General features: G+C 64.9%; 27 protein-coding genes. 18 read left to right on the top strand and 9 right to left on the bottom strand.

What is annotated here, in order from left to right:
* The first annotated feature begins 1 nt into the window (after position 1).
* The 5 genes from J8F10_RS22305 to J8F10_RS22285 are packed head-to-tail and all read left to right on the top strand — an operon-like array spanning position 2 to position 5,024.
* A complete protein-coding gene (locus tag J8F10_RS22305) occupies positions 2-292 on the top strand; it encodes an antitoxin family protein (RefSeq protein WP_210657581.1) in 291 nt (96 codons plus the stop codon).
* A complete protein-coding gene (locus tag J8F10_RS22300) occupies positions 286-756 on the top strand; it encodes a hypothetical protein (RefSeq protein WP_210657579.1) in 471 nt (156 codons plus the stop codon). Before J8F10_RS22305 ends, J8F10_RS22300 begins: the two co-directional genes overlap by 7 nt.
* Positions 753-3,296: a PSD1 and planctomycete cytochrome C domain-containing protein gene (locus tag J8F10_RS22295; RefSeq protein ID WP_210657577.1), complete on the top strand. Its 2,544-nt coding sequence runs from the start codon at positions 753-755 to the stop codon at positions 3,294-3,296. Before J8F10_RS22300 ends, J8F10_RS22295 begins: the two co-directional genes overlap by 4 nt.
* Positions 3,297-3,303: 7 nt before the next feature.
* Positions 3,304-3,558, top strand: coding sequence for a hypothetical protein (locus J8F10_RS22290; RefSeq protein WP_210657575.1), 255 nt, complete (start codon positions 3,304-3,306; stop codon positions 3,556-3,558).
* Positions 3,559-3,569: 11 nt separating this feature from the next.
* Positions 3,570-5,024, top strand: coding sequence for a DUF1501 domain-containing protein (locus tag J8F10_RS22285; protein WP_210657574.1), 1,455 nt, complete (start codon positions 3,570-3,572; stop codon positions 5,022-5,024).
* A gap of 132 nt (positions 5,025-5,156) precedes the next feature.
* Here the strand turns inward: J8F10_RS22285 and J8F10_RS22280 are convergent, their stop codons facing one another.
* Both J8F10_RS22280 and J8F10_RS22275 read right to left on the bottom strand, forming a co-directional pair.
* Positions 5,157-5,384 carry a hypothetical protein gene (locus tag J8F10_RS22280; protein ID WP_210657572.1) on the bottom strand — a complete coding sequence of 76 codons (228 nt, stop codon included), beginning with the start codon at positions 5,382-5,384 and terminating at the stop codon, positions 5,157-5,159.
* A gap of 527 nt (positions 5,385-5,911) precedes the next feature.
* Complete coding sequence (locus tag J8F10_RS22275) at positions 5,912-6,835, bottom strand: HDOD domain-containing protein (protein WP_210657570.1); 924 nt, start codon at positions 6,833-6,835, stop codon at positions 5,912-5,914.
* A 590-nt stretch (positions 6,836-7,425) separates the two neighbouring features.
* Here J8F10_RS22275 and J8F10_RS22270 point away from each other — a divergent pair.
* Positions 7,426-9,933 (top strand): S8 family serine peptidase, encoded by a 2,508-nt coding sequence (locus tag J8F10_RS22270; protein WP_210657568.1) that lies wholly within the window; start codon positions 7,426-7,428, stop codon positions 9,931-9,933.
* Between the two features lie 160 nt (positions 9,934-10,093).
* Entirely contained in the window at positions 10,094-10,360 is a 267-nt protein-coding gene (locus tag J8F10_RS22265; protein ID WP_246523491.1) for a hypothetical protein, read from the top strand.
* Positions 10,361-10,511: 151 nt separating this feature from the next.
* Here the strand turns inward: J8F10_RS22265 and J8F10_RS22260 are convergent, their stop codons facing one another.
* From J8F10_RS22260 to J8F10_RS22230, 7 genes are all read right to left on the bottom strand, one after another.
* Entirely contained in the window at positions 10,512-11,057 is a 546-nt protein-coding gene (locus J8F10_RS22260) for a TIGR03067 domain-containing protein (RefSeq protein ID WP_210657566.1), read from the bottom strand.
* Between the two features lie 119 nt (positions 11,058-11,176).
* Positions 11,177-11,713, bottom strand: a complete 537-nt coding sequence (locus tag J8F10_RS22255) for a hypothetical protein (RefSeq protein WP_210657564.1) — start codon at positions 11,711-11,713, stop codon at positions 11,177-11,179.
* Position 11,714: 1 nt separating this feature from the next.
* Entirely contained in the window at positions 11,715-12,527 is an 813-nt protein-coding gene (locus J8F10_RS22250) for a hypothetical protein (protein WP_210657561.1), read from the bottom strand.
* Between the two features lie 22 nt (positions 12,528-12,549).
* Positions 12,550-13,146, bottom strand: a complete 597-nt coding sequence (locus tag J8F10_RS22245) for an RNA polymerase sigma factor (RefSeq protein ID WP_315854143.1) — start codon at positions 13,144-13,146, stop codon at positions 12,550-12,552.
* Positions 13,147-13,324: 178 nt separating this feature from the next.
* Complete coding sequence (locus J8F10_RS22240; RefSeq protein ID WP_246523489.1) at positions 13,325-14,290, bottom strand: DUF1559 domain-containing protein; 966 nt, start codon at positions 14,288-14,290, stop codon at positions 13,325-13,327.
* A gap of 123 nt (positions 14,291-14,413) precedes the next feature.
* Positions 14,414-15,046, bottom strand: a complete 633-nt coding sequence (locus tag J8F10_RS22235) for a hypothetical protein (protein ID WP_210657555.1) — start codon at positions 15,044-15,046, stop codon at positions 14,414-14,416.
* Position 15,047: 1 nt separating this feature from the next.
* Positions 15,048-15,311 (bottom strand): hypothetical protein, encoded by a 264-nt coding sequence (locus J8F10_RS22230; RefSeq protein ID WP_210657553.1) that lies wholly within the window; start codon positions 15,309-15,311, stop codon positions 15,048-15,050.
* Between the two features lie 228 nt (positions 15,312-15,539).
* Here J8F10_RS22230 and J8F10_RS22225 point away from each other — a divergent pair, with 228 nt between their 5' ends.
* From J8F10_RS22225 to xylA, 11 genes are all read left to right on the top strand, one after another.
* Positions 15,540-16,295: a class I SAM-dependent methyltransferase gene (locus tag J8F10_RS22225; RefSeq protein ID WP_210657551.1), complete on the top strand. Its 756-nt coding sequence runs from the start codon at positions 15,540-15,542 to the stop codon at positions 16,293-16,295.
* Positions 16,296-16,418: 123 nt separating this feature from the next.
* Complete coding sequence (locus J8F10_RS22220) at positions 16,419-16,982, top strand: hypothetical protein (RefSeq protein ID WP_210657549.1); 564 nt, start codon at positions 16,419-16,421, stop codon at positions 16,980-16,982.
* Positions 16,979-17,476, top strand: coding sequence for a hypothetical protein (locus tag J8F10_RS22215; RefSeq protein ID WP_210657547.1), 498 nt, complete (start codon positions 16,979-16,981; stop codon positions 17,474-17,476). The genes J8F10_RS22220 and J8F10_RS22215 overlap by 4 nt, the downstream gene beginning before the upstream one ends.
* A 59-nt stretch (positions 17,477-17,535) precedes the next feature.
* Positions 17,536-18,627, top strand: coding sequence for a DUF4185 domain-containing protein (locus tag J8F10_RS22210; RefSeq protein WP_210657545.1), 1,092 nt, complete (start codon positions 17,536-17,538; stop codon positions 18,625-18,627).
* Between the two features lie 48 nt (positions 18,628-18,675).
* The gene (locus tag J8F10_RS22205) at positions 18,676-19,233 is read left to right on the top strand and encodes a hypothetical protein (protein ID WP_210657543.1); all 558 of its coding nucleotides are present in this window, start codon (positions 18,676-18,678) and stop codon (positions 19,231-19,233) included.
* Positions 19,230-19,721, top strand: a complete 492-nt coding sequence (locus J8F10_RS22200) for a hypothetical protein (RefSeq protein WP_210657541.1) — start codon at positions 19,230-19,232, stop codon at positions 19,719-19,721. The genes J8F10_RS22205 and J8F10_RS22200 overlap by 4 nt, the downstream gene beginning before the upstream one ends.
* A gap of 51 nt (positions 19,722-19,772) precedes the next feature.
* Positions 19,773-20,297, top strand: a complete 525-nt coding sequence (locus J8F10_RS22195; RefSeq protein WP_210657539.1) for a type 1 glutamine amidotransferase domain-containing protein — start codon at positions 19,773-19,775, stop codon at positions 20,295-20,297.
* Positions 20,298-20,431: 134 nt separating this feature from the next.
* Entirely contained in the window at positions 20,432-20,731 is a 300-nt protein-coding gene (locus J8F10_RS22190; protein WP_210657537.1) for a hypothetical protein, read from the top strand.
* A 40-nt stretch (positions 20,732-20,771) separates the two neighbouring features.
* A complete protein-coding gene (locus tag J8F10_RS22185; RefSeq protein ID WP_210657535.1) occupies positions 20,772-21,221 on the top strand; it encodes a GIY-YIG nuclease family protein in 450 nt (149 codons plus the stop codon).
* A 487-nt stretch (positions 21,222-21,708) separates the two neighbouring features.
* Positions 21,709-23,043 carry an IS701 family transposase gene (locus J8F10_RS22180; RefSeq protein ID WP_210652997.1) on the top strand — a complete coding sequence of 445 codons (1,335 nt, stop codon included), beginning with the start codon at positions 21,709-21,711 and terminating at the stop codon, positions 23,041-23,043.
* A 339-nt stretch (positions 23,044-23,382) separates the two neighbouring features.
* Positions 23,383-24,696, top strand: coding sequence for a xylose isomerase (gene xylA / locus J8F10_RS22175; RefSeq protein ID WP_210662074.1), 1,314 nt, complete (start codon positions 23,383-23,385; stop codon positions 24,694-24,696).
* Positions 24,697-24,869: the final 173 nt, after the last annotated feature.

Raw genomic sequence — 24,869 nt, 5'->3', positions numbered from 1 at the left:
TATGGTGCTCAAGACGATCGAAGTCGTTTTCGATGGCAAAACGTTCGTGCCGAGCGTTCCGGTCGATTTGCCGACCGGAACGAAGGTGACCGTGGAACTGCCCGACCACGGGTACCCCGGCCCGCGCGCGGGCGCGCCGACCCCGGCGCGCCCGCTCACGGCCGAAGAGGAAGAAGTTTGGGTCGAGTTCATGCGCGCGAACCGCTCGACCCCGCCGGACCCGCCGACGTTCGACGACTACTTGCGCCAGCGCCGAGGTGAGGGGCGATCGTTCTGGACGCGGACGTGTTGATCGTCGATCTGGCGTACCCCAACGATCCGAACTATGCAGTAAACCGCCGGTTCTTGGATTACCTCGCGGCGAACGGAATCGACTGCCGAATTACGACGCAGGGGCTCCTCGAAGTTGTCGGTAAGCGGAGCTACAACACGCCCGTTGCGGCGATCGCGAAGTTACCAACGATTCTGCTGGTTCGGTACTGCCTGAAACTGGTACCTGATCCCGCGACCACACCGGAGTACGCCGGTTGTTCGTTCGACGAAGTAGTCGCCCAAATCGCCCAGCAGATGTCGTTGGGCGACGCAGTGATGGCGGTCCAGGTCGCCAAGTTCGCGCCGGCCGCGACCGCGCTCGTGACCTGGAACGCGAAACACTTCCGGGGCAAGTTAACGGCCCCGGTACTAACCCCGGACGAATGGCTTCAACAGCAGTCCCCGCCCACCGTACAATCCCCGCCGCCCGGACCCACGCCATGACCCCGATCCGTTTCCCGCACGTTCTGGCCCTCGTCGCTCTCGCGGCGGGCGTTGTGGCGCTCGGCGCGCTGGCGCCGAACCGGTCGCCGGCGGCCGACGAGAAAGGCGACCCGCCGAAGTTCACCGCGGCGCAGGTCACCTTCTACGAGAAAGAGGTGCTTCCGGTGCTTCAACAGCACTGCCTGAAGTGCCACGGCGCGGACCCGGAGAAGATCAAGGGCGAGTTCAACCTCGCGACGCGCAAGGGCGTCCTCACGGGCGGCGAGAGCGGCCCGGCCGTGGACCTCGCGAAACCGGCCGAGAGCCTGTTCGTCAAGATGATCCACTACAAGGACGACCAACACCGGATGCCCCCGAAGGGCAAGATGCCGGACAAGGACATCGCGACGCTCGAAAAATGGGTGAAGGACGGGCTGCCGGTCCCGGCCGACCGCTTGGGCGCCGAGGTCGTCAAAAAGAGCGTTATCACCGAGGAATCGAAGAAGTACTGGGCGTACCAGCCGGTCAAGCGCCCGGCCGTTCCGAACGTCAAGGACGGGGCGTGGGCGAAGACGCCGATCGATGCGTTCGTGCTCGCCAAACTGGAAGCGAAGGGCCTCAAACCCGTCAAGCCCGCGGAGCGCGCCGCACTGATTCGCCGCGCGTACTACGACCTCACCGGCCTTCCTCCAACCCCCGAGGAAGTTGATGCGTTCGTGAACGACAAGTCCGCGGACGCCTACGAAAAGCTCATCGACAAGTTGCTCGCATCCCCGCACTACGGCGAGAAGTGGGGCCGGCACTGGCTCGACGTAGTCCGGTTCGCGGAGACGAACGGTTACGAGCGCGACGGCCCCAAACCCTACGCCTGGCGCTACCGCGACTACGTCATCAAGAGCTTCAACGACGACAAGCCCTACGACCAGTTCGTGAAGGAGCAGCTCGCGGGGGACGAGATCCCGGGCTACAACCCGGACGCGGTCGTCGCCACCGGGTTCTACCGGCTCGGGATCTGGGACGACGAACCGGCCGACCCGCTGCAAGCCGTCTTCGACGGGTACGACGACCTCGTCGCCACCGCGGGGCAGGCGTTCCTCGGCACCACGTTCAACTGCGCCCGGTGCCACGACCACAAGGCCGACCCGATCCCGCAAACGGATTATTACAAGTTCGTCGCGTTCTTCCGGGACATCAAGCCGTACTCCGAGAACCGCGACGTGCGGTCCGCGTTCAACCTCACCGACATCACCCCGCCGGACCAGCGCCAGAAGTACGAAGAAGACCTGAAGAAGCGCGAGGCCCGCGTCGCTGCGATCCGAAAGGCGATGGAGGCGATCGAGGACGAGTTCATCAAGACGCTCCCGGCCGAGGACCAGCGCGCCTCGGAGGGGCTCGACCGGCCGACCGTGATCGCGACGAAGGTGATCCCGGCGCTCAAGGGCAAGGTGAAGGAAGATTACACCGCGCTCCGGAGCGAGCGCATCGGGCTGGAACGGCGCACCTCGCCGGCCGGTCAGCAGCTCGCGCTGTCGGTCAACAACTGCGACCGCAAGCCGCCGGTCACGCACCTGCTCGTGCGCGGGTCGCCGCACGCCCCGGGCAAGGAAGTGCAGCCCGGGTTCCCGGAGGTGCTCGGGCTGCCCGAACCGACCATCCCGGCACCGCGTGCGGGCATGAAATCGAGCGGTCGGCGCACCGTGCTCGCGGACTGGATCGCGAACAAGGACAACCCGTTCACCGCTCGCGTGTTCGTGAACCGCGTGTGGCAGTACCACTTCGGGCGCGGGATCGTGCCCTCTGCGAACGATTTCGGCAAGCTCGGAGAAGTCTCGACGCACCCGGAACTGCTCGACTGGCTGTCGGCCGAGTTCATGGCGGGTAACTGGAAGCTGAAGAGCCTGCACAAACTCATCATGACGTCGAGTGCGTACCAGCTCTCCGCCACCGCGGACGCCGACAACCTCAAGGCCGACCCGTCGAACGCGCTCCTGTGGCGGTTCAACATGCGGCGCCTCTCGGGTGAGGAAGTGCGCGACTCGATCCTCACCGTCAGTGGCTCGCTGAACCTGAAGCAGTACGGGCCGAGCACGTACCCGAAGATCCCGAAAGAGGTGCTCGCGGGGCAGTCGGTGCCCGGCCAGGGCTGGCCGACCTCGGCTCCGGCGGAGGCGAACCGGCGCAGCGTGTACGCGCACATCAAGCGCTCGCTCCGCGTGCCGGTGTTGGTCGGCTTCGACCAGCCGGACCCGGACTCGAGTTGCCCGGTGCGGTACGTGACCACCGTGCCCACGCAGTCGCTCGGGCTGCTCAACGGCGAGTTCGCCAACGAACAGGCCGAACTCTTCGCGAAGCGCCTCCAGAAGGACGCCGCCGACGCGCCGGCCCAGGTCGCGCGGGCCATCCGCCTCACGACCGGCCGCGTGCCGACCCCGGACGAGATCAAGACCGACGTGGCGTTCATCCAGAACCTGAAGGATAAGCACAAACTCGATGACTTCAAGGCCCTTACGCAATACTGCCTGCTGTGCCTGAACGCCAACGAGTTCGTGTACCTGGACTGAGGGGAAGATGATCGAATCACCCGTGCTTGAGAAGTGGTTCCGGCAGCGCGACATTGCTGCGTACCACCGCGCGATATTGGAAGGACTGGAGGTCCGATTCGGCCCCGTTCCCGACGACGTCTCGGCCGCCGTTCGCGTCATCGCGGACGAGGCCCGTGTCGTTGAACTTCATAAGGCGTCTTACGTCTGCACCTCGCTCGATGACTTCCGCGCCCGTCTCGCTCAATCGCTCCCGCCCCAGGCCCCTGCTAACGCCAACTGAGGCTTCTCGCCATGCACGATAACGCGAACCAGTTCTGCCGCCGCACCCGGCGCGAGTTCCTGTGGGAGACCGGGGCCGGGTTCGGCGCGCTCGGGCTCACGGGGCTGATGGGCGCCGACCCGCTCCTCGCGAACGACGTAAAGGGGGGCATCAAGTTCGCCAACCCGATGGCCCCGCGGAAGCCGATGGTTCCGGCCAAGGCCAAGGCCGTAATCTTCCTGTTCATGTACGGCGGGCCGAGCCAGGTCGACACGTTCGACGAGAAGCCCGAACTCGCGAAGCTCGACGGGAAGACGATCCCGGTCAAGACGTTCGGGCGCGGCGGGCACAAGAGCACGGGCCGCGTCGTCGGGCCGAAGTTCGCGTTCAAGTCCTACGGCAAGTGCGGCAAGCGCGTGTCCGACCTGTTCCCCAACGTCGGCACGTGCGTGGACGACATCGCGTTCCTGCACTCGATGTACGCGGAGTCCCCGATCCACGGGTCCGGGCTGATGATGATGAACAGCGGGCGCCTGCTCTCGGGCAGCCCGTGCCTCGGCTCCTGGGTGACCTACGGCCTGGGCAGCGAGAACGAGAACCTGCCCGGGTTCGTGGTGATGCTCGACCACAGCGGCGGGCCGATCAACGGGCCGAAGAACTGGTCCAGCGGGTACATGCCGGCCGCGTACCAGGGCGTGCAGATCCGCGCCGACAAGACCCCGATCCACGACCTCGCGCTCCCGGAGGGCACCACGCGCGCCCAGCAGCGCGACCTGCTCGACCGGCTCAAGGAGAAGAACGAGCAGCACCTCACCGCGCGCGCCGACAACTCGGAACTGATGGCCCGCATTGCAAGCTACGAACTGGCGTTCAAGATGCAGGAGCACGCGCCAGAAGCCGTCGATTTCTCGAAGGAGACCGCGGAGACGAAGGCGCTCTACGGCATCGACGAGAAGCGGACCGAGGATTTCGGCCGGAAGTGCCTGCTCGCCCGCCGGCTCGTGGAGCGCGGCGTGCGCTTCATCCAGATCTATAGCGGCGGGAACCACAACGACCACAACTGGGACGCCCACGGCGACCTGGTGAAGAACCACTCGCTGCACGCGGGCAACACGGACAAGCCGATCGCCGGGTTGCTCAAGGACCTGAAGCGCCGCGGGCTGCTCGACAGTACGATCGTGATCTGGAGCGGCGAGTTCGGGCGCCAACCCACGGCGGAGTACGCCCAGGGCACCGGGCGCGACCACAACGCTTACGGGTTCACTTCCTGGATGGCCGGCGGCGGGATCAAGGGGGGAATCAGCGTCGGCACGACGGACGAACTGGGGAACTTCGCGGTGGACGACCGGTTCCACGTGAAGAACCTGCACGCGACCGTGCTCCAGCAGATGGGGCTCGATCCGAACAAACTGACGTACTTCTACGGCGGGCTGGACCAGAAGCTCGTCGGCGTCGAGGGGGCCGAGCCGATCAAGCAACTCATTTAGTCACGCGCGTGTTCTGTTGAACAGGCGCTTTGGGCCTTTGTGTTCGTGGTACAGGCCTCTGGCCTGTGGGGGGCGCTCCAACAGGCCAGAGGTCTGTACCACGAACACAAAGGCGAATCCCTCAACACCGCGTCACGCGCGTTCTTCTGCCGCACAGCGCCCCGCTTCCGAGAGCCGGTAGCGGGTGCGCCGGCCCGGGGCCTCGGGCTCGAACAACGGGAGCGCGAGGCACCGGGTAACGGCGTCGCGGGTGGTGCGGAGTTCGCAGGCGATGCGCCCGGCACTCAGCGGCCCCTTTGCGGCCAGCAGGACGAGGACGGCCCGGACCCGGGCCTCGCGCGAAGTAAACTGATCGGGCATGAACGGACGCTACCGGCGGAAAGATGGGGCGGGGCCTTTGGTAGAGATGCTGCCCCGACCGCACCGTAGCGCTGAATCGCGAAACGATCTGCCATTTTAATCTGCCGCCAAATGCACCATTCAAGACGAGCAAATTAGTATTACGGTTGCATATCAAATATTTTGCAATTTGTTGAAGTGTGAGTTGAGCCGCGTTTCTCGCACCTCGTGGGTGCGGGACCGCGGCACAGCCTTCGACTGCTTTTGTGAAACAACTCGCAATGGGCTCGCGCCACGCTCCGAAACACGAGCTACGGCGAGAAGAAATAATGAGCCGCTATCGGCGATTTAACAATATGTGATCTGCCGCGAACTACGCCGACGGACGCTCCTCACCGCGCCCGAGTGAACCCCGCCCGCAAGGGCGGTGGGTAGCCAACAGGGATCAGTGCGCCGAGCGCGCCGTTGCTCAAGCGGGTGCCTCTCGTGGGCCACCCGCCGCCCTTGCGGGCGGGGTTCACCTACAGGGAGGTCGAAGTGCGCCGGCACTACCCGCACGACTTCAGCATGGCGCGGGTGTCGCGGATGGCCTGGACAACGGTGCCCGGAAGCGCTTTGTGGAACGCCGCGGCGCGGACGGGGGTCCAGCCGTGGGCCAGCACCGGGAAGTGCGGGCACGCGACCAGGTTGTACCCGACGATGTTGTGCTTCCGCTGAACGTGGGCCGCGAGCCGCTCGGCGACCGCGACCAGCGCGACCAGTTCGCGGTGGGCGGTCTCCCCGGCCGGGCGGTGGTGGTGAAGGATGGCGCGGGCGATGGTTTCTGGGAGCTTGTTGCGGACCGCGAAGGCGTGGCCGATCGAGCAGTGGTCGCTCCCCAGGTGCTCGCGCTCGAGCCGGGGCGTGTCCTCGCTCTCGTCGGCGGTCAGCACGCTCACCGCGGTCGCGTCGTCCGGGCACTTCACGCACGCCACCAGGCGCCCGATGTCGTGGAGCAGGCCCGCGGTGAACGCCGACCCGGGGTGCCCGATGCCCGCGTCCTTGCTGATCCCGGCCGCGAGCCGGGCGACGAAGAGCGAGTGCTTGAGGATCGCGTCGCACCGCTCCTGAACGGCCGCCGAGCAGCGGTTGTACACGTTCTTCACGCCCATCGTGCGGAGCAAGTTGCAGCACTCGTGCAGCCCCATTCGCAGAACGGCCTGGTGTACGTCCTCGATGGCGCGGCCCCCCCGCAGCGCGCAACTGTTCGCGGCCCGCAGCACGCCGGCCGCGAGCACCGCGTCGCAGCGCACGATCCCGGCGACCTCGGCGACCGACACGTCGTCGCGGGCGGCCATCCCCATCACCCGGACCGTGGTGTCCGAGAGCGTCGGGTAGGTGTCCGGCCGGTCGAGACCGGTGACGACGATCTTGCGCGGGGCGGCCTGGAACGGGCGCTCGGTTCGCGGCGCTCGGAGCAGGAGGACCGACATCGTGAAGGTTCCGTGTTGGGCACCGACGGGACACGAGTGATTAGGATGGAAATAGATTTGAGGCAACCGCGCACCGAACGGATACGCCCCGGTGCCGAAAAGTGTTTCTGCCGCGCGAACGGTTCGGTCGCACTTTCTCGCGCGGCCGCAATTCGGCTCCCCGGGCTCGCGCCTGGCCCGCGAACTACGTGGGAACCCACAGGACCGGTAGTCGGCGCGGGCGCGCGTCGGTTACCGGCCCGCACGAAGATCGAGGCGGGCGGGGAACGCGGGCGGCGCGGGTGAGAAGTGTAAAGTTCGGAGCGCGCGTCACCGGAGCGAAACACACGAAATCCCGGCCCGCGCTGTGCTGGGCACAATCTTACGCTCTCCCGGAAAGTCGCGTTCCGAGCGCTGTCTCGTTTGCGGACACGGTGTCGGACCGGCCCCGACACCAACCCCCGTGCGTGCGAAATATTTGCATCTACAAGCTAGTCACAGACGAATCCCTGGGGTAAGAATGTCCGACGGCAGGAGGCGCCCCTTCAACTCGCACCCGCCGTCCTGCCCCTCGTCAATTCAACACATCCAGTCTCTCGAAAGGGTCCGACATGGGATTCCCTGACCGGTCGCGCTTCGGCCGCACGCGCCTCGCCGTGGAACTGCTCGAAGACCGCACCACGCCCACCAAGTTCGCCGAACTCACGCTGCCGGAACTCGTCGCGACCGGGGCCGTCGCCGGGGACCGCGTGAACGTGGTCATGAGCGCCACGACCAACAACGCCTCCGATGCCGCGGCCCTCGCCGCGGCGCCGTTCGCATCGAGTGTGAAGGCACTCGGGTTCGGCATCTACAGTGTTACGCTGACGACCGGGACCAGCCTCGGGACCGCGGCCGCCTACTACTCGGCGCGCCCCGGCGTCGCCACGGTCACGCCCGACGTGGTGATCCAGGTCCAGCGGACGCCCAACGACCCGTCGTACTCGTCGCTCTACGGGATGACGAAGATCGGCGCCCCGGCCGCGTGGGACTCCAGCACGGGGAACCGGAACTTCGTCGTCGCGGTCATCGACACCGGCGTGGACTACAACCACCCGGACCTCGCCGCGAACATGTGGAAGAACGCCGGCGAGATCGCGGGCAACGGCGTCGACGACGACCGCAACGGGTACATCGACGACATTTACGGGTGGGACTTCGCCAACAACGACAACAACCCGATGGACGACAACGGGCACGGCACGCACGTGGCCGGCACCATCGGTGCGGTGGGGAACAACGGGGTCGGCGTCGCGGGGGTGAACTGGTCGACCCAGATCATGGCGCTGAAGTTCCTCAGCGCCAGCGGGAGCGGGTACACGAGTAACGCCGTCGCCGCCCTCAACTACGCGGTGGCACGGGGGGTGAAGCTCTCGAACAACAGTTGGGGCGGGGGCGGGTACGACAGCTCGCTGGCCGCGGCCATCGGGCGCGCGCAGACCGCGGGGCACATCTTCGTCGCCGCGGCCGGGAACAGCGGGCAGAACATCGACGCCATCGCGAGCTACCCGGCGAGCTACATCCAGAGCTACAACAACGTCGTCACGGTCGCGGCGACCGGCAGCAACGACGCCCTCGCGAGCTTCTCGAACTACGGGGCCAGTTCCGTCACGCTCGCCGCGCCCGGCGTGGGCATCCTCAGCACGACACCGAACAACACGTACAGCAGCTTCAGCGGCACCTCGATGGCGGCGCCGCACGTGACCGGGGCCATCGCGCTGTACTGGAGCGCGAACCCGACGCTCGCCTACTCGCAGGTCATCGCCAAGCTGAAGAGCTCCGTGGACCCGGTCTCCGGCCTGAGCGGGAAGGTCTCCACCGGGGGCCGGCTGAACGTCGGGAAGATGTTCGCGTCCACCAGCCCGCCGGTCGTCTCGCCCGGCCCCAAGGTAACCGCCGCGACCTTCAGCGGCGCCACGGCCACGCAACTCAGCAAGGTGCGCGTCACCTTCGACCGGGCCATCAACGCGAGCACCTTCACCGCGGCCGACGTCGCCAGCTTCACGGGGCCGAACGGCGCGATCACCACGAGCTACAGCATCGTGCCGGTGGCCGGTACGAACAACACGCAGTTCGACATCACCTTCGGCGCGCAAACGGTCGGCGGGAACTACTCGCTGACGTTCGGGCCGAACATCGCCGACGCGACCGGCAAGCTGATGGACCAGAACGGCAACGGCACCGCGGGCGAGGCGACCGCGGACCGGTACACCGCGGCCGGCACGCTGGTCCTGAACGTGACCAAGACGTACTCCGCGACCGGGTTGCCGCTGGCGATCCGCGACTACCTGACGACGACCTCGACCATCACCATTACCGACGCGATCCAGATCAGCGACCTGAACGTGAAGGTGAACCTCACGCACACGTATGACAGCGACCTGGTCATCACGCTAACGGCCCCGACCGTGAACGGCGTGGCGGGCAAGACGGTCACGCTGTTCAACCGGCGCGGCGGGAGCGGCGACAACCTCACCAACACCACGTTCGACGACGAAGCGGCGGTTGCGCTGGCGAGCGCCGCGGCGCCGTTCAACGGCACGTTCCGGGCCGACGCGCTGCTCTCCGCGTTCGACGGCTCGAACGTTCAGGGCGTGTGGACGCTGAAGGTGACCGACATGGCCGCCTACGACACCGGCAGCCTGACCGGGTGGTCGCTGGTCGTGAGCGGTACCACCGGCACCGGACCCAGCGGGAAGTCGATGGCCCTCGGGTTCCACGACGAGCCGACGTTCGCGCACGAGGGCGCTGCGCCGCTCGCGTTCGACGCGGCCCCGATCGCGGTCGAGGTGAGCGCGCCGGCCCGCAGCGCATCGGCCCCGTCGTTCGCCGTTGACTACGGCACGTCGCGCGCCAGCGCTCCGGTGTCGTGGATGGCACCGGAAGCCGAGCGCCGGGCGTCCGCGTGGGCGGACAACGCACGGGGCGAAGCGGACACGAGCTTCACGCCGCGCGAATCCCGGTTCGCCGCGCACGACGACTTTGATGCGCCGCACGCCGCGGCGGTCGCAACGCTCTACTTCGCCCCGGAATCCTCCGACTCCGGCGCCGCGAGCGACTTCTTCTTCGACGCGGAGTAATCGAAATTCCCCGGGCGCGCGGGCACCCCGCCCGCGTTCTCGATCGATAGAATCGCGCAAGGCGCCCGCGCTCCCGGGACCGCGCTCGGCTACTCGGCTTGACGTTCCGGCACCAGTCGTGTGTGCTAAGGGAGGTTCACAACTTACGGAGTGGCACGCGATGGGAATGGAGAACTACAGCCCGCACCAACAGAAAATCATCAAGCGGTACTACGATAATATCGATCAGGTTTCGTGGCAGCGGCTCGCGGAGTTAGTGGCCGACCTGTACCTCGCCGAGGGGAAGAAGCGCGACAAGATGTGGACCTCCGCGGCGAGCTTCATGGAGAAGCTAAAGGTGCCCCAAAGCCGGATCGACGTGATCGTTACGAAAAAGGACGTGGAGGCGCTCGCGAAGCTCGTCAAGGAACTGATGGGCAAGGAGTGACAGCCGCCCTCCGCAAACACACTTCGAGGGTGCCCGCGTATCGTGTGGGCGCCCTCGAAGCGTGACGGGAGTACAGATCATTTTCGCGGGAGCCTTCGCGCTCCTCAAAATCCGGGGTAAATCCCGAGAACGTCCGCACAATTCCACTCGTTTACGGCTGCGCGCGTTTGAAAGTGAGGAGCGTGTAGGGCGAGCCCTTGGGCGCATCTAACTTGGTCGGGCGCTTCCGCATCGGCGGACCGTCGGGACTGGGCGTGAAGTCAGCGCAGAGCGTGAGTTCATCGGCCTTCAGTTCGTAGATACCGGGGTAGTTTGATGTGCGGGCGCCGTAGTTGCGCGCGAAGTCGATTTCGCGGGGCGATGTGCCCGGGGTGACGCCCCAGCTAATGTTCGCCGCGTTTACCGAGCCCTCGGGAAGGTACCCGGCCAGCGAAGTCGTATTGCCGATGAACTGCTTCGCTTTCGGGCCGACGAGGGTGATCGACAGTTTCGCGAGATCGTCTTTCGCCAGCGGTTTGCCGTCGCGCGTCCCGGCCGTTGCGGTCCACGTCCCCTCGATCTTTTCCGCCTCGATCCTTGCTGCTTCCGCTTTCGCTGCAATCCCTTTGATTTTGTCATCCTTCTCGTCTGCCGGTGCGGGACCGGTAACCACGCACACGGCCAGAACGACCGCACCCGAGAAGGTTCGGAGTTTCATCGCGGGTCTCCGCGTTGGGTTACCGGGGCTCGGTTGAGCGGAGTAAGGCGTTGTGCGGGCTCAGTGTGAAGAGTTACGAGGAGGCACGGAAGGCGGGATTCGCACCGAATTCGGCTTCATTAGCGTTGCGCGCGTAACTCGTAGAGAACTTCAGCGACCTCGTCGAGTTGCTTGAACGCATCCTTTACGCGGGAGCTTTCGGCTACTTTACCTGTTACGGGGAGCGCGGTCTTCAGTTCGGCGATGTCCTGAACGGAGGCCTCGCGCACGTCGCGCAACTTCATTGCGGCGGGGGACCCGGGCGGAACGGTTCGCTTGCCGTCCTTGAGGGTCGGCAGCAGGCCGTCTCGCATAACTTCGCGGAACAGGTCGGTCAGAACCGCCACGCGCTCGGCTTCTTGCTTGTCCGCGGCGTCGTGAATCGCGTTCGCCAGCGCTTTGGAAGCGTTGCGGCACTGCTCGGCCCGCTTGTCCACGGAGTCCGCAGCGGAGAGCGCGACGCCGTGATCGACGAGGTTATCGATCAGCGTTGCGTTCGTCTTGAGCAACCGCAATTGGTCCGCCGCGGTGAGCACCGGTGCCGGCGGGGGGCCCTGCGCGCCGACCCAGGCGGCGAGTGCGAAGAACGCGGTCGGGATGTAAACCCAGCGGGCCATGTCATTTTCCCTCGCGGGCGGGCGCGAGTTCGCGCGCGCCTTGGCGGGCCGTATCAGCGATCCGCTTGAGTGTGGGTTGGGCGTCCTGCGGGGCCTCGCGCGACAGTTTCTCCGCTTCGGTCGCGTCCGCTTCGAGCTTCGCCGCGAGCGGGTCCAACAGCTTTCGCTTTTCGGGTGCGGACACGAGCGGTGCCTGGGACAGTTCCCGCGCCTGGCGCACGATCCCGTCTTTTACGACCTTATCGTACTGGCGGGCGAGTTCTTTCAGTTCGGCGGCGGAAGCCACACGAGCCATTCCGCGGGTTTCGCTCGCCAGATCGTCGGCCATGCCGCTCAGGGCTTCGAGGCGCTTCGCGGGCGTTTCGGCACGAGCGAGGGCGATGTCGCGGGCGACCAGTTTCTCCACGAGCGGGTGCCGTTCCTCGGGCGTGGCGGTTGTCGTAATCGGACCCGGTCTATTCGCGTACCACACCCCACCAACGACGACCAGCACCGCAGCGGCCAACCCGCCCACGTAAGTCGCGTTCCGCTGGAGGAAACGGCCCGCACTCGTGGCAAGACCGGGGCGCGCCGCGAGCACCGCCATCGGCCGGATGACCGGGTCGGCCGCCAGCAGTTCGCCGATCAGTGCCTCTTTCTTCTCGGCCGGCGCGGGCGGCACGGGCAGTTGTTCGATCAGCGATTCCAGGCGCGCGGCCCTTTGCGACCACGCCTGGCACGCGGCGCACTCCGCGACGTGCGCGAGCATCACCGCGGGCAACTCCCGCGGGTTCGGCAAATCGAGGATCTGGTTTTGAACAACCTGGCAGTTCATGTCATCACCACACGAGCGAGCGTCACTCTTTTGCCTCTTCTGAAACCGCCCCGGGCGGGAGCAGTTCCGGCGAAAGTACCTTCATCAGTTTCTGTCGGGCCTTGAACACGCGCCACCGGGCCGTCTCTTCCGTGGTGTTGAGCACCTTCGCGATCTCGCGGAAGGACAGTCCCTCGTGGACGCGGAGCAGGATCGCCGAGCGGAAGTCGGAGGGCAGGTCGGCGACGGCCTGGTTAACCACTTCCAGAGTCTCGCGGTTCTCCGCATTGGCCTCGACGCTCCCTTCTCCCGGCGCCGGGGCGTCGTCCGGGAGCTGGTGCTTGGTTCGCCGATCGGCACGCTTCTGGTTCACGAAGTTGTTGTGCCCGATGCGGAACACCCACGCCCGGAAGTTACTACCCGGCCGGAACGACTTCACCGCCGCGAGCGCCCGCAGGAACGTTTCCTGGGTCAGGTCTTCGGCCGTGTGCCGGTCCCGCGTCAGGTGGTAGAGCCAGCGGTACAGGCGGTCCCAGTAGCAATCGATCAACTGCGCGAACGCGGACCGGTCGCCGGCTTGGGCGGCCCGTATCCATTCGGCCTCCTCGTCGGGGAGGGGTGGCTCTGGTTCACGGGTCACGCGGCGCGTCCGGCAGTTCTGGGGTGGTGGGGCGACGGGTGAATCCACCATAGTCGCCCGTGCCGCCGGTTGTCCAGCACCAGAAGCACGTTACGCCACTCCGTTCAGGGAATATAACGCCGCCGCCCGCGACCCGTTGGCGGGCGCGGGCGGAATTCGTGTTCGCGTCGGATAATTCTTAGAAATCGCCCGGAACGACCTCGCCGCCGCTCCGCGTCGCGAGCGCGCGCCACGTGTCAATTGCCACGGAATCACGGACGAATCGCACCGATCCGTCGGAGAGAAGGGTACTTACGCCCCCTGTGTGGTTGCTGCGGGCCGCGGCCAAACCCTTGTTGTGGCTGCCGTTACCGCAATCCCACTTCCCGACCGGGTTGGGCGGGTAGTAGTGATTGTAGAGCGTGTTGCCGTAGTGCCCGTTGATCCACTGCTCGCTGCGGCGCGGGTTCCACACGCCGTTGCCGCTGCCACAATCGGCCGGAGTCGGGTCGTTTCCGCCGGACACTTCCAGTACCACCGATCGGATCGTCTGCGGGTCGGTCGGGGGGCCGCTCACGGTCGAAGCACTACCGAGCAGGCTCTCGCTGAACGCGACCGTGTTCGAGGTGCCGTCGGTGATGTCCGCGATCCGCGTGGGCTTTTGGGCGAAGACGCCGTTCCCGTCCCCGATTTTCAGATACCCCGTGATGTTCCCGGCCGTGTCGAACGTCACCCCGGTGCCGTTGCACGCGACGTAGTTGGTACCGAAGTACGTGCTACCGGGGACTTGGCCGTTCTGCGAATCGCTCGGGCACACGAGCAGCCCGACGCGGTTCTTTCCTGCGAGGTCGTTCTGACTGCCGGCCGCGAGCGTGCCGTTCGGGTCGATGAGCCGCTGCAGGTTCTCTTGCTCGACGTAAGCGAGCAGGCGGGCCGGGGCCGATACGACCTGGGGATAAGCGTTACGCCCTTGCGGGAACACCCCCATCGCGCTCTCGTGATTGTGCATCGCGAGTCCGAGTTGTTTGAGGTTGTTCGAGCACTTCATGCGGGCCGCGGCCTCGCGTACCTTTTGCACCGCGGGGAGCAGCAGGCCGATCAGAATCGCGATGATCGCGATCACAACGAGCAGTTCAATTAGAGTAAAAGCGTGGCGCTTGGTCATTGGTGTCTCGCACAGCATGTGAGTGGATCTGCACCGGCTCGGGCCAGCGCGGAAAACGGTGGTTAGGTGGGTGCGCGCCTGCGACTCCGGTAGCCCGGATCGCGGTCGGCAAGTCAAAGGTGGTTAGACCAGTCGCGGGGGAGGCGTTGGCGGGCAGAGGGAAATGGTTATCACGCGCGCGTTCGATTCCCGGACGGAATCGGTGGGGTCAAAGGCGGGTCGGGTGGCGGCGTTTTGCTCCGGCACGACGACCAGTTCGAGTTTGAGCAGGCCGCCCGGTCCTTCCCCGCGGCACTTCTGAGCGAACACACCCGCGACCCACTGAACGCTGGCTTTTGCGGGCGGTGCGTGTTCGTGGCACGCACTCTTAGTCGTGTCTGCACGATCGCAGCACGAGTCGGCCGTCGTTTTCGTGCAGCACGCCTTATCGACTTTCTGGCGCGCCTCGACCATCGGGCGAACGTGTACCGGAGGAACGATCGCGTGCGTGTCGGCCCAGGCGAGCTTCTGTTCGAGTGTGAAGCAGCAGCAATCGCCGGCCCAGCACTGTTCGCTGGTCGCGCACCCGCAGGGGTGATCCTGACAGGGGAACGGAACGCCGCGGTTGTTGCGCGCCCGGGACGTCGGGACCGGTGCGCCGGCGGCGGCAACGACTTGCGCCAATAGAGCCACGACCGCCACGCAGTGGCGGAACGAGCCTGGCGAAAATCGGCGAAGCAACCGCATGGAGATCGCGTGGGTGGAAGGTAGCCGCATTCTACGTCGTACTTCCGACAACGCCAGCGCGTCCCGCGCTTTCGCCGCCCTTCGCCGGGAGCGGCTGTTCGATCGGCACCGCGTCCGCGACCTTGCGGTAGCCCAGGCACCGCGCGATGTAGAGGATCTCGAGCCACGTGGGGTACCGGCGCCCGAAGCGCTTCTGAAACGCCGCGATCGCGAGCAGGAATTCCGTATCGTCCTCGGTCATGTCGGCCGCGTCGAAGTACAGTGAGTACGAGGTGTAGCTCAACCAGTGGGGCATGGCGTTTCACCTTTCGGGGCGTCCCGCGCCAAGAACGGGCGCAGGACTCGGGGCTCGTGGGCGACTTCTCACCGGCGCGGGAACCGTTTCTGGCGCCTTTGAGGGTATGATTATTTGTTCAGTATTGATAATGCGTTTACTATTCGAGTTGTCAATACCCCGCGCGAATTTTTCGCCCGGCGGGTACGATGTGTTCGAGGGTCCGTGAACTTCACCGGAGGCGCAGACATGAGGCGCGTGCTGGCGGTCGGGGTCGTGGTGGCGCTCGCGTGCGGGGCCGCGGCCCGCGCTGAAGATCCGGTCAAGCCCACCCCGAAGCGGGAGAAGCCGAAGTACGAGTACCGCGAGGAGCACGACAAGGACGGGATCGGGAAGTTCTACATGGGGCGCGAGATCGCGCACGTCATGGGGTACGGCGCTGCGGGGTGGCTCGAGCGCAAGGAGCGCATCAAGGAAGAAGACCCGGAAAAACTCATCAAGGCACTCGAGATCAAGGAGGGGATGGTGGTCGCGGACGTGGGCGCGGGGAGCGGGTACCACACGTTCATGATCGCCCCGCTCGTCGGCGAAAAGGGAAAAGTGATCGCGTCGGACATTCAGCAGGAGATGCTCGACCTGGTGACCGCGAAGGCCAAGAAACAGAAGGTCACGAACGTCGAGACGGTGAAGGGAACCGTAACGGACCCGAAGCTGCCCGCGGGGAAGGTCGATCTCATCCTGATGGTGGACGTGTACCACGAGTTCGAGCACCCGTTCGAGATGGCGGAGAAATTGGTCGAGGCCCTGAAGCCGGGCGGCCGACTCGTGTTCGTCGAGTTCCGGCTGGAAGACGACAAGGTCGCGATCAAGCTCGTTCACAAAATGAGCGAGCGCCAGGTGCTAAAAGAGGTGACCCCGTTCCCGGAGATGGGGCACACGAAGACGGTGGGCACGCTGCCGTGGCAGCACGTCGTGATCTTCACCAAGAAGGAACCGAAGAAGTAGGAGCGAGAAGGCGGGCGGGGTATGATACGTCCGGAGGGTAATCCCGTGGCACTCACTGAGTTTCTTCGCAACGTCCAAACTGCTCGAAACGTCGTATTCCCTCGTCTATCGCAGGCGGCCCCGGTGCCCCCTGATCGGGACGAGTTGGAGTACACGTGGCTCAAACGATCGGCACCGATCTGGCTCTCCCCCCGGACCGTTGCGGGCTACGACGCCGGTGACTTCAGCTCCTTCTCCCCCGCAGATCGGGACCAACTCACGGCACAAGTCAATGCGTTCCGGGGAGTCGCTGAAGCAATCGCGGACCGCGAGCCCACCGCAGCCGAACTGAAGAGCGGGCTCGCGTATCTGATGAACTTTATCAACCTGCTCGATCACCTTGCCCTGGATGCCGAGGGACGGGCGCTGTTGCTCGCGCTCTACCGATCAAGGATAACGTTTCCCGACTTCGTGCTCGGTATCGACTACACGCTCGACACTGATGCGACCGGCGATCCGGGCATTTGGATTTGGGTTATCGTGCCCGACGACGTTGATCCAGATTCGAGCGAGTTCCGACAGTTCTCGACGCAGTTCCGTAAGGAAGTGCGTCGAGCGCTGGCCGAGGTCAAGAGCGATCGCTTGCCCTACATCCATTATCGGCTGCTCTCCGAAGCGGTCGGGTTGATGAGCGAGGGCGTCGTGTGAGCTTGGACGAAGACCTGTTGGAACAGGCCGAGCACCTCGCCCGGCGGGATTCGCGGCGCCCGAAGCAAGCCAGTTTGCGCCGCGCGATTTCGGCCGGGTACTACGCCCTGTTCCACCTCCTCGTGCGCGAAGCGACGGCCGTGGTCGTGTCGGACCCCGGGCTGCGCCAACTCGTGCCGCGAGCGTTCGATCATTCCGAGATGAAACAAGCCTGCCGACCGTTCGCGGCCGGGGCGCTGCCCGATCACTTGAAGGCGGTCACCACAACCGGTGTACCGGACGACTTAAAAACCGTTGCCGATACGTTCATCCAACTCCAACAGAGCCGACACGAGGCGGATTACAACGTGTCACGCACGTTCAACCGACAGGACACGTTGACTCTCGTGCAACAAGTTCGCGCAGCGTTCGAGGCCTGGCAGCGCGTTCGCGATCAGCAAATCACGACGGTGTTCCTCGTAAATCTCCTGCTCGGTTCCAAATGGAAGCGCTGAGCACAGCGGTCCGTCGCCGCAAAATCGTCTGTGATCTTCACCAAGAAGGAACCGAAGAAGTGAACGCGACCGCATTCGTGCTACTCACCTGTCTCGCGGCCCCGCCGGAACCGCCGGCCGTTGTGAAAGCGGAGCCGGCCGCGGACCTCAACGCCCGGTTCCGGCTCAAAGACGGTTGGGTCGGCGGCGACGGCGCGTTCTCGGTGTCGCTCTCGGACAAGCGGGCGCTGTGGCTGTTCAGCGATACGTGGGTTGGTACCGTGCGCGACGGCAAGCGCAAAGACGTGGCGATGGTGAACAACACGATCGGCATTCAGGACGGTACGGGGGCTGATGCGAAGTTCGCGTTCGCGATTCAAAAGGGGGCCGATGGTAAGCCCACTGCGATCTTCGCCCCACCGGACGGGAAGGGCTGGTTCTGGCAGTTCGCGGGTCATTTTGCAGACGACAAGTTACACGTGTTCTTACCGCGCTTCGAGAAGACGAACGAACCTGGCGCGTTCGGCTTCAAGGCGGTCGATGTGTGGCTCGGCACGGTCGAGAAGCCGGATGCGGACCCGCTGAAGTGGAAGCCCAAGTACGCGAAAGTGCCGTTCGCCGCACTCGGTGGCGAGCGCAAGGTTTCGTTCGGCTCCTCGGTGCTGACGGTCGGCGAGCACGCTTACGTGTACGGCTACGAAGAGAAGCCGGGCAAGCCGTTCCCGACGCGGAAGGTGCTCACGGCCCGCGTTCCGGTGGACAAGCTCGCGGACTTCGACTCGTGGCGCTTCCTCACGGACGGCGCGTGGAAGGCCGATTTCAAGGACGCGACCGGTCAGGTCGATGGGCTCGCGGTCGAGTTCTCCGTGAGCTACCTGCCCGGTTTAAAACAGTACGCGCTCGTCTACACCGAAAGCGGCTTGTCGGACCGCGTCGTGGGGCGGTTCGCGCTCGCGCCCGAAGGCCCGTGGTCGGCCCCCGTGCTGCTCTACACGTGCCCGGAGATGAAGAAAGACAAGAAGGTGTTCTCCTACGCGGCCAAGGCCCACGCGCACCTCGCGACCGGCAACGAACTCGTGATCTCCTACGTCGTCAACTCGTTCGATCTGGCGCCGGTCATTAACAACGCGGACCTGTATTGGCCCACGTTCGTCCGCGTGCGGTTGAAGTAGTGTTGCACCCGGCGGTAGGATGCAGGAACCGAATTGTGGAGGTGCCTCGTGCCGCTGGACTTTATTCATTACGTCGAGTCGGGCGTTAATCACCTCGGCTCGGATGATTGGTTAACCCCCGCGTCCGTTCACGGCTTGGCCGACGCCGACTTCGTTACCCTTCCTCCGGTGCAGCGCGAAGAACTGTTCCGCGCCGTTGATCGGTTCCGCACGATCGCGACCACGGCTCCTCCCGTTAGCCCCGCTCAAGAAGAGATTGCGCGTGCCGCGCTCGTCACCGTCTGGAACCTGTTGCGGCCGTACCGCACGCCGGAAAGCACGGCGATCCGCGAGGCCATTTGGCGCGTCTGGGATGGCGAGAAAGATCGGATACCCACATTCGATTACGAACTCGCGGAGAGTTGGACCGGCAGCCCGATCGTATGGGTCTGGCTCGTTCTCCGCGACGACACAGAGATCGAGGCGCCCGAAACGCGCGAGCTCTTGGGGCGCGTTCGGATGGCGATCCGTCTCGAGTTCGAGCGCGCGGGTATCGAGCGCTGGCCGAACATTGGCGTCCGCACGGAATCGGATGTGCGGGATCTTGCCGCGAGGGCGCCCGCATGAGTGCCGCGGACGAATTGCTTGCGGTCGCCCACTACCTCCTTCGGCAGAACAACAAGCAGCCCACGGACGCCGCTATTAGGCGAGCCGTCTCGACCGCTTATTACGCCCTGTTCCACCGGCTGATCGAAGCCGCAACCTCGTCGCTCGTTCTGGACCCGCGCCAGCGCCCGCTGATCGCGCGCTCGTTCGATCACGGGAGAATGAGAAAGGTTTGCGAGGGGATGAAAGCCCCGCCGGTGCTGGTCGCCGCACTCCTCGGTGCCCCGGTTCCCGATGAGCTGAAGAGACTAGCGGCAACGTTCGTTGACCTTCAAGACCGCCGACACGATGCGGACTACAACCTCGGTAAGGTGCTCGCGAAGAGCGAGGCGCGAGATTCTGTGGCACAGGCTCAGGAAGCGTTCGCGCACTGGAACACCGTGCAACCGATGCCAATTTCTGGTCCGTTCCTTTCACTCCTTCTGCACGGCGAGCCGAAATCCCGGTAGCCCGGCCTGCCAATACATTCCTCCTCGCCCGCCTCTTCACGGAGCGTCACCATGAGTTTGCAAGGTAAGCGCGTCGCGGTGCTGGTCGAGCAGCAGTACCAGGAAATGGAAGTGTGGTACCCGGTGTACCGGCTGCGCGAGGCCGGGTGCGAAGTGGTACTCGTCGGCCCCGAAGCCGGGAAGACGTACCCGAGCAAACTCGGCTACCCCGCGAAGGCCGACGTGTCCGCGAAGGACGCGAGCGCGGACCGGTTCCACGCGGTCGTGATCCCCGGCGGCTTCGCGCCCGACTACATTCGCCGGAGCGAGCCCATGCTGAAACTCGTGCGCGACATCTTCGCGCAGGGCAAGCCGGTCGCGGCCATCTGTCACGGTCCGTGGGTACTGTGCAGTACGACCGCGCTCAAGGGCAAAAAGGTGACGTGCTTCCATTCCATCAAGGACGACGTGACCAACGCGGGCGGCACCTACGTCGATCAGGAAGTGGTGGTTGACGGGAACCTGATAACCAGCCGCACGCCGGAGGATTTACCCGCGTTCGTCGTCGCAATCATCGAGCAGATGCGCAAGGGGTGAAGTGGGTGACCGGCTCAGATTTCTGCGGCCGCTCGGTTGATGCCGGGCGGCTCTCTCGTTGAATCGCGGATGGTGCGTACCGTCACGTGGGTATAATGCGGCATCGAGATTCACCCACATGAAAGGCCACACGCATGACACGCGAAGAGATCGCGGAAACCCTTCTCGGAACCATGATGCCGGAAACCCGGAAACTGTGGAGCTACTCTTTCGGCTCGGCAACCGCGCTCGTTGAGATCATCTTCCGCCCGAAGTCGTTCGTGATGATTCTCGACGTCGGGAAGATTGCAGCTTGTTTCCAAGAGCCGTTCCGAAAAATCTCGTGGCAACAAGAGGTAGGCGACGGACCCGACTCGCCGAGCATTGTGATTGAAGGTGGTGTCGGCGGGAAGCTTGTACAAGCCGTGTTCATTCTGCGAGATGCCGAAGGCTGATGCAGTCGCCAAGCTACTTCCGTGTCTGTGAGAGAATCCAATGAAGACGAAAATACCCGGCATTTACACCATCACATGCCAAGTTACCGGTGAAGTCTATGTCGGGCAGTCGATTAACCTAATCAGCCGACGTGCCGCTCATTTCCGCGAGTTGCTCAAAGGGACGCATCCCAACAAGAGACTACAAGCTGATTTTTCCAAGTATGGGAGTCAAGCGTTCGTCTGGCGTTCCATCCCAACCGCATCCGTCGAACTGCTGTGTCAGTGGGAGACACATTACATCAAGGTTTTGGGCGCGAGCTACAATCAGTCTGACCCGCCGAAGCGCATCCGTCGAGATGGCGACCGGTTCAACCCGTTTCTGCAAGAACTCCGTCGAGCCATCCGCAGCAGACAGCGAAGGCGAGCTATCCACGAACAGCGCGACAACCATCCAGTAACCATCCCACGTCGCCTGGGCGACACTTCGACCGTCACAGGCGAGAATTGAGCAGCCTTACTTGCCGCGCCGGATCGTCGGTACCAGGTCGCCCGCCAATGCAGAGCCAGGCACCAATCGTCACGGCGACTGAGCAAAGGCACAAGCCGCAAACGAACGCGGGCCGCTGATTGTCAGCGGCCCGTTGGGTCACACCCGGAGGCGGTTGAGTAACGTTGTTGCGGGCAAAGATCGAAGAAATAGGACCCGTCGAACGTCTCGCGGCAAAATCAGTCGGGCGCGCCAGCGCCGACCGTCAAGCTCCGGTCGGCACGTCAAGAAATAGATGAGTTCGAGTGAAATCAACGTCGCCGCGAATGCCATACACACAACCGCTGTTATCCAGTGTGGCTCCTGTCGTTTCTGGGCGGGCTTCGGAAGGGCTGTACTTTGCGCGACTTCCTGTATTCGAGCGGCTGAGGCTTAGCGTGTAGACAGGCGCCGGCCCGTCCGAGACGATGGGGTTACCACACCACCCTCGCCCCGGACGGACGCGGCCATGCCATCATCGCATCCGCTACCCTCGTCGTGCCACTGGTTTTCGGTTCTCGCGGCGGCGTTAGACCCACGATCGGCTCCGCGGCTGGCATGGTTGCTGGTCGGAGCCGTTCTGGCTCGGGGCCGGCGCACCGTTACGACCTGGATTCGGTCCGCCGGGCTGAGCGATGAGTATCGCCCGTGCTACACCACGGTGGCCGCGCTTGGGGGCCGGACCGACCGCGCGGCGTCACACCTGCTGCGGGAGGTCGTGAGGCCCCTGGCGGCGGAGGCCAGACGGCTCACGTTGGCCCTGGATGACACCCCAACGGAACGATACGGGGCAACGGTACAAGGGGCCGGGGTGCACCACAACCCGACGCCCGGGCCGGCCGGCGGACCGTTCGTGTACGGGCACGTGTGGGTGGTCCTCGGGCTCCTGGCCCGGCACCCCTCTTGGGGCATCGTTGCGCTCCCGCTGCTGGCCCGGTTGTACGTGCGCCGCAAGGACCTTCCGGGGATCCCGGCGAGGACCCGGCCCGGGTTCCGGACCAAGCTGGAACTGGCCGTCGAGTTGGTGCGGTGGGCCGCCTCGTGGCTCGGGCACCTGGGCAAGCCCCTCTGGGTGGTGGCCGACGGGGCGTACGCCAAGGCCCCGGTACTCAAGCCCCTGCGGGAGCTCGGGGTGACGGTGGTGAGCCGACTGAGGAAGGACTCGGCCCTGTGGTCCGTGCCCGGCCCGCGGGCGCCCCACCAGCGCGGACCGAACCGGACCTATGGGGACCAGCGAATCGAGTTGGCCAAGCGAGCCGGACAGACCCGCGGGTGGGCCACCGGGACGTTCGACTTGTACGGGAAACCGACGGAGAAGAAGTACAAGACGTTCGTGGCCACCTGGCGCCCGGCCGGTGGGGCGATTCGCGTCGTTCTGGTGGACGAGCCCACCGGGTGGGTGGCGTTCTTCTGCACCGACACCGCCGCGCCGGTGGGCGACATCCTCGGAAGTGTCGCGAGTCGCTTCAGCCTGGAGATCGCGTTCCGCGATCTGAAAGAAGTTGTCGGGGCGGGTCAGCAGCAGGTGCGCCTCGTGCGGGCCAACGTCGGGGCGTTCCACGTGTGCCTGTGGGCGCTCACGATGACCGAAGCTTGGGCCTGGAATCGGGATGCCAAGGCGTTGGCCGGGCACCGGGCCGCAAGTCCATGGGACGACGGGGAACGGCGACCGAGTCACGCGGATAAGCGCCGCGCCTGGCGCCGTGAGCTACTGCGGAACGAAATTCAGGCGGTTCTGCGGCCCGGGATCAACGAGGCCGAATTACAAGTCGCCGCCGAACGACTACTCGACTTGGCCGCTTAATGGTGATGAAGTTGCGCAAAGAGCAGGAAGGGGAGACCGGGTGAAACCGTTTCGCATGTACCCGCGGAGCAACAGACCGGCCGCGATACTCGCCCGCGTGCGCTCCGGTGGGTCGCGCGATTGGGGGCGCGGGGGCGGTGGCGACCGGCTGCGCTCGGCGCGTGCGAGGAACCGACGATCATCAGGCGGTACGGGGAACCCCAGGGGCTCGGACACGGCATTTCCCTCAATGAAATAAAACGATAACCGGGAAGCCGCCGCACCAATCCTACCCGCTCCCGCTGCGAACCGCTACGCTCTCATCACGACCCCGACTCTTTCCACTCCCGAGGCGTAATGATGTCGTTCTTCCCAGACGTCCCGAAGATCAAGTACGAGGGACCGGACAGCACGAACCCGCTCGCGTACCGGCACTACAACCCGGACGAGATCGTCGAAGGCAAGTCGATGCGCGACCACCTGCGGTTCGCGGTGAGTTATTGGCACACGTTCCGCGGGACCGGCAGCGACCCGTTCGGCCCGGGCTGTGCGGTCCGGCCCTGGGAGGACGGCAGCGACTCGCCCGAGATGGCCCTCAAGCGCGTGGACGTCGCGTTCGAGTTCATGGAAAAGCTCGGCGTGCCGTACTACTGCTTCCACGACCGCGACATCGCCCCCGAGGGCGCGAACCTCACAGAAACAAACAAGATCCTCGATTCCGTGGTGAAGAAGCTCAAGGAGGCCCAGGGCCGCACCGGGATCAAGCTCCTGTGGGGCACCGCGAACCTGTTCAGCAACAAGCGGTTCGTTCACGGGGCCAGCACGAGCAGCAACGCGGACGTGTTCGCGTACTCCGCGGCGCAGGTGAAGAAGGCGCTCGAGGTGACCAAGGAACTCGGCGGCGAGAACTACGTGTTCTGGGGCGGGCGCGAGGGGTACATGACCCTCTGGAACACCGACCTGAAGCGCGAACTCGACCACCTCGCGAAGTTCTTCCACATGGCGGTGGAGTACAAGAAGAAGATCGGGTTCACCGGGCCGTTCCTGATCGAGCCGAAGCCGCACGAGCCGACCAGCCACCAGTACGATTTCGACTGTGCCCACTCGCTCGCGTTCTTGCGCGCGAACGGGCTGGAGAAGGAGTTCAAGTTCAACGTCGAGACGAACCACGCGACGCTCGCGCGCCACACGATGGGCCACGAACTCGAGTACGCGAGCATCAACGGGATGCTCGGCTCGATCGACGCCAACCGCGGCGACCTGCTGCTCGGCTGGGACACGGACCAGTTCCCGACGGACCTGTACCTGACCGCGCAGGTGATGCTCATCGTGCTGAACCAGGGCGGCATCGGGGCCGGCGGGATGAACTTCGACGCGAAGGTGCGCCGCGACAGCTTCGAGCCGGTGGACCTGTTCCACGCCCACATCGGCGGCATGGATGCGTTCGCTCACGGGCTGAAAATCGCCGCGGCCATTCGCCGGGACGGGGTGCTGAAGGACATGGTGAAGCAGCGCTACTCGTCGTGGGACGCCGGCATCGGCGCGGACATCGAAGGCGGTAAGGTGAAGTTCGAGGAACTCGAAGCCTACATGTTGAAGAAGGGCGACGCGGACAAGAACGTCTCCGGGCGCCAGGAACTGATCGAGAACGTGCTGAACCGCTACCTGCGGTAAGCGCCTTATCTCGTCCGCAAAGCCAAAAGGCTCCCGGGTCGACCCGGGAGCCTTTTGGCTTTTTACTCGTGGGATCGCTCATTCCACGAGTGAGACTGCCCGCCGAATCATTGCTATCTGCATTTTCCGTACAAAACGCCCACTCTTCCCGCGATCACATCAACTTCGGTAAC

This window comes from Gemmata palustris, from assembly GCF_017939745.1.
GTDB lineage: Bacteria > Planctomycetota > Planctomycetia > Gemmatales > Gemmataceae > Gemmata > Gemmata palustris.
Note: the sequence above shows the minus strand (reverse complement) of the source record. Positions and strands in the feature narration are given on the sequence as shown.

Excerpts from the sequence above, each read along its gene's own strand:
- xylA (WP_210662074.1), top strand. The coding sequence starts at position 23,383 with ATGTCGTTCTTCCCAGACGTCCCGAAGATCAAGTACGAGGGACCGGAC.
- J8F10_RS22290 (WP_210657575.1), top strand. The coding sequence starts at position 3,304 with ATGATCGAATCACCCGTGCTTGAGAAGTGGTTCCGGCAGCGCGACATT.
- J8F10_RS22255 (WP_210657564.1), bottom strand. The coding sequence starts at position 11,713 with ATGGCCCGCTGGGTTTACATCCCGACCGCGTTCTTCGCACTCGCCGCC.
- J8F10_RS22230 (WP_210657553.1), bottom strand. The coding sequence starts at position 15,311 with ATGCCCCACTGGTTGAGCTACACCTCGTACTCACTGTACTTCGACGCG.
- J8F10_RS22185 (WP_210657535.1), top strand. The coding sequence starts at position 20,772 with ATGAAGACGAAAATACCCGGCATTTACACCATCACATGCCAAGTTACC.
- J8F10_RS22295 (WP_210657577.1), top strand. The coding sequence starts at position 753 with ATGACCCCGATCCGTTTCCCGCACGTTCTGGCCCTCGTCGCTCTCGCG.
- J8F10_RS22195 (WP_210657539.1), top strand. The coding sequence starts at position 19,773 with ATGAGTTTGCAAGGTAAGCGCGTCGCGGTGCTGGTCGAGCAGCAGTAC.
- J8F10_RS22200 (WP_210657541.1), top strand. The coding sequence starts at position 19,230 with ATGAGTGCCGCGGACGAATTGCTTGCGGTCGCCCACTACCTCCTTCGG.
- J8F10_RS22190 (WP_210657537.1), top strand. The coding sequence starts at position 20,432 with ATGACACGCGAAGAGATCGCGGAAACCCTTCTCGGAACCATGATGCCG.
- J8F10_RS22270 (WP_210657568.1), top strand. The coding sequence starts at position 7,426 with ATGGGATTCCCTGACCGGTCGCGCTTCGGCCGCACGCGCCTCGCCGTG.
- J8F10_RS22305 (WP_210657581.1), top strand. The coding sequence starts at position 2 with ATGGTGCTCAAGACGATCGAAGTCGTTTTCGATGGCAAAACGTTCGTG.
- J8F10_RS22280 (WP_210657572.1), bottom strand. The coding sequence starts at position 5,384 with ATGCCCGATCAGTTTACTTCGCGCGAGGCCCGGGTCCGGGCCGTCCTC.
- J8F10_RS22285 (WP_210657574.1), top strand. The coding sequence starts at position 3,570 with ATGCACGATAACGCGAACCAGTTCTGCCGCCGCACCCGGCGCGAGTTC.
- J8F10_RS22275 (WP_210657570.1), bottom strand. The coding sequence starts at position 6,835 with ATGTCGGTCCTCCTGCTCCGAGCGCCGCGAACCGAGCGCCCGTTCCAG.
- J8F10_RS22265 (WP_246523491.1), top strand. The coding sequence starts at position 10,094 with ATGGGAATGGAGAACTACAGCCCGCACCAACAGAAAATCATCAAGCGG.
- J8F10_RS22180 (WP_210652997.1), top strand. The coding sequence starts at position 21,709 with ATGCCATCATCGCATCCGCTACCCTCGTCGTGCCACTGGTTTTCGGTT.
- J8F10_RS22260 (WP_210657566.1), bottom strand. The coding sequence starts at position 11,057 with ATGAAACTCCGAACCTTCTCGGGTGCGGTCGTTCTGGCCGTGTGCGTG.
- J8F10_RS22225 (WP_210657551.1), top strand. The coding sequence starts at position 15,540 with ATGAGGCGCGTGCTGGCGGTCGGGGTCGTGGTGGCGCTCGCGTGCGGG.
- J8F10_RS22250 (WP_210657561.1), bottom strand. The coding sequence starts at position 12,527 with ATGAACTGCCAGGTTGTTCAAAACCAGATCCTCGATTTGCCGAACCCG.
- J8F10_RS22240 (WP_246523489.1), bottom strand. The coding sequence starts at position 14,290 with ATGACCAAGCGCCACGCTTTTACTCTAATTGAACTGCTCGTTGTGATC.
- J8F10_RS22235 (WP_210657555.1), bottom strand. The coding sequence starts at position 15,046 with ATGCGGCTACCTTCCACCCACGCGATCTCCATGCGGTTGCTTCGCCGA.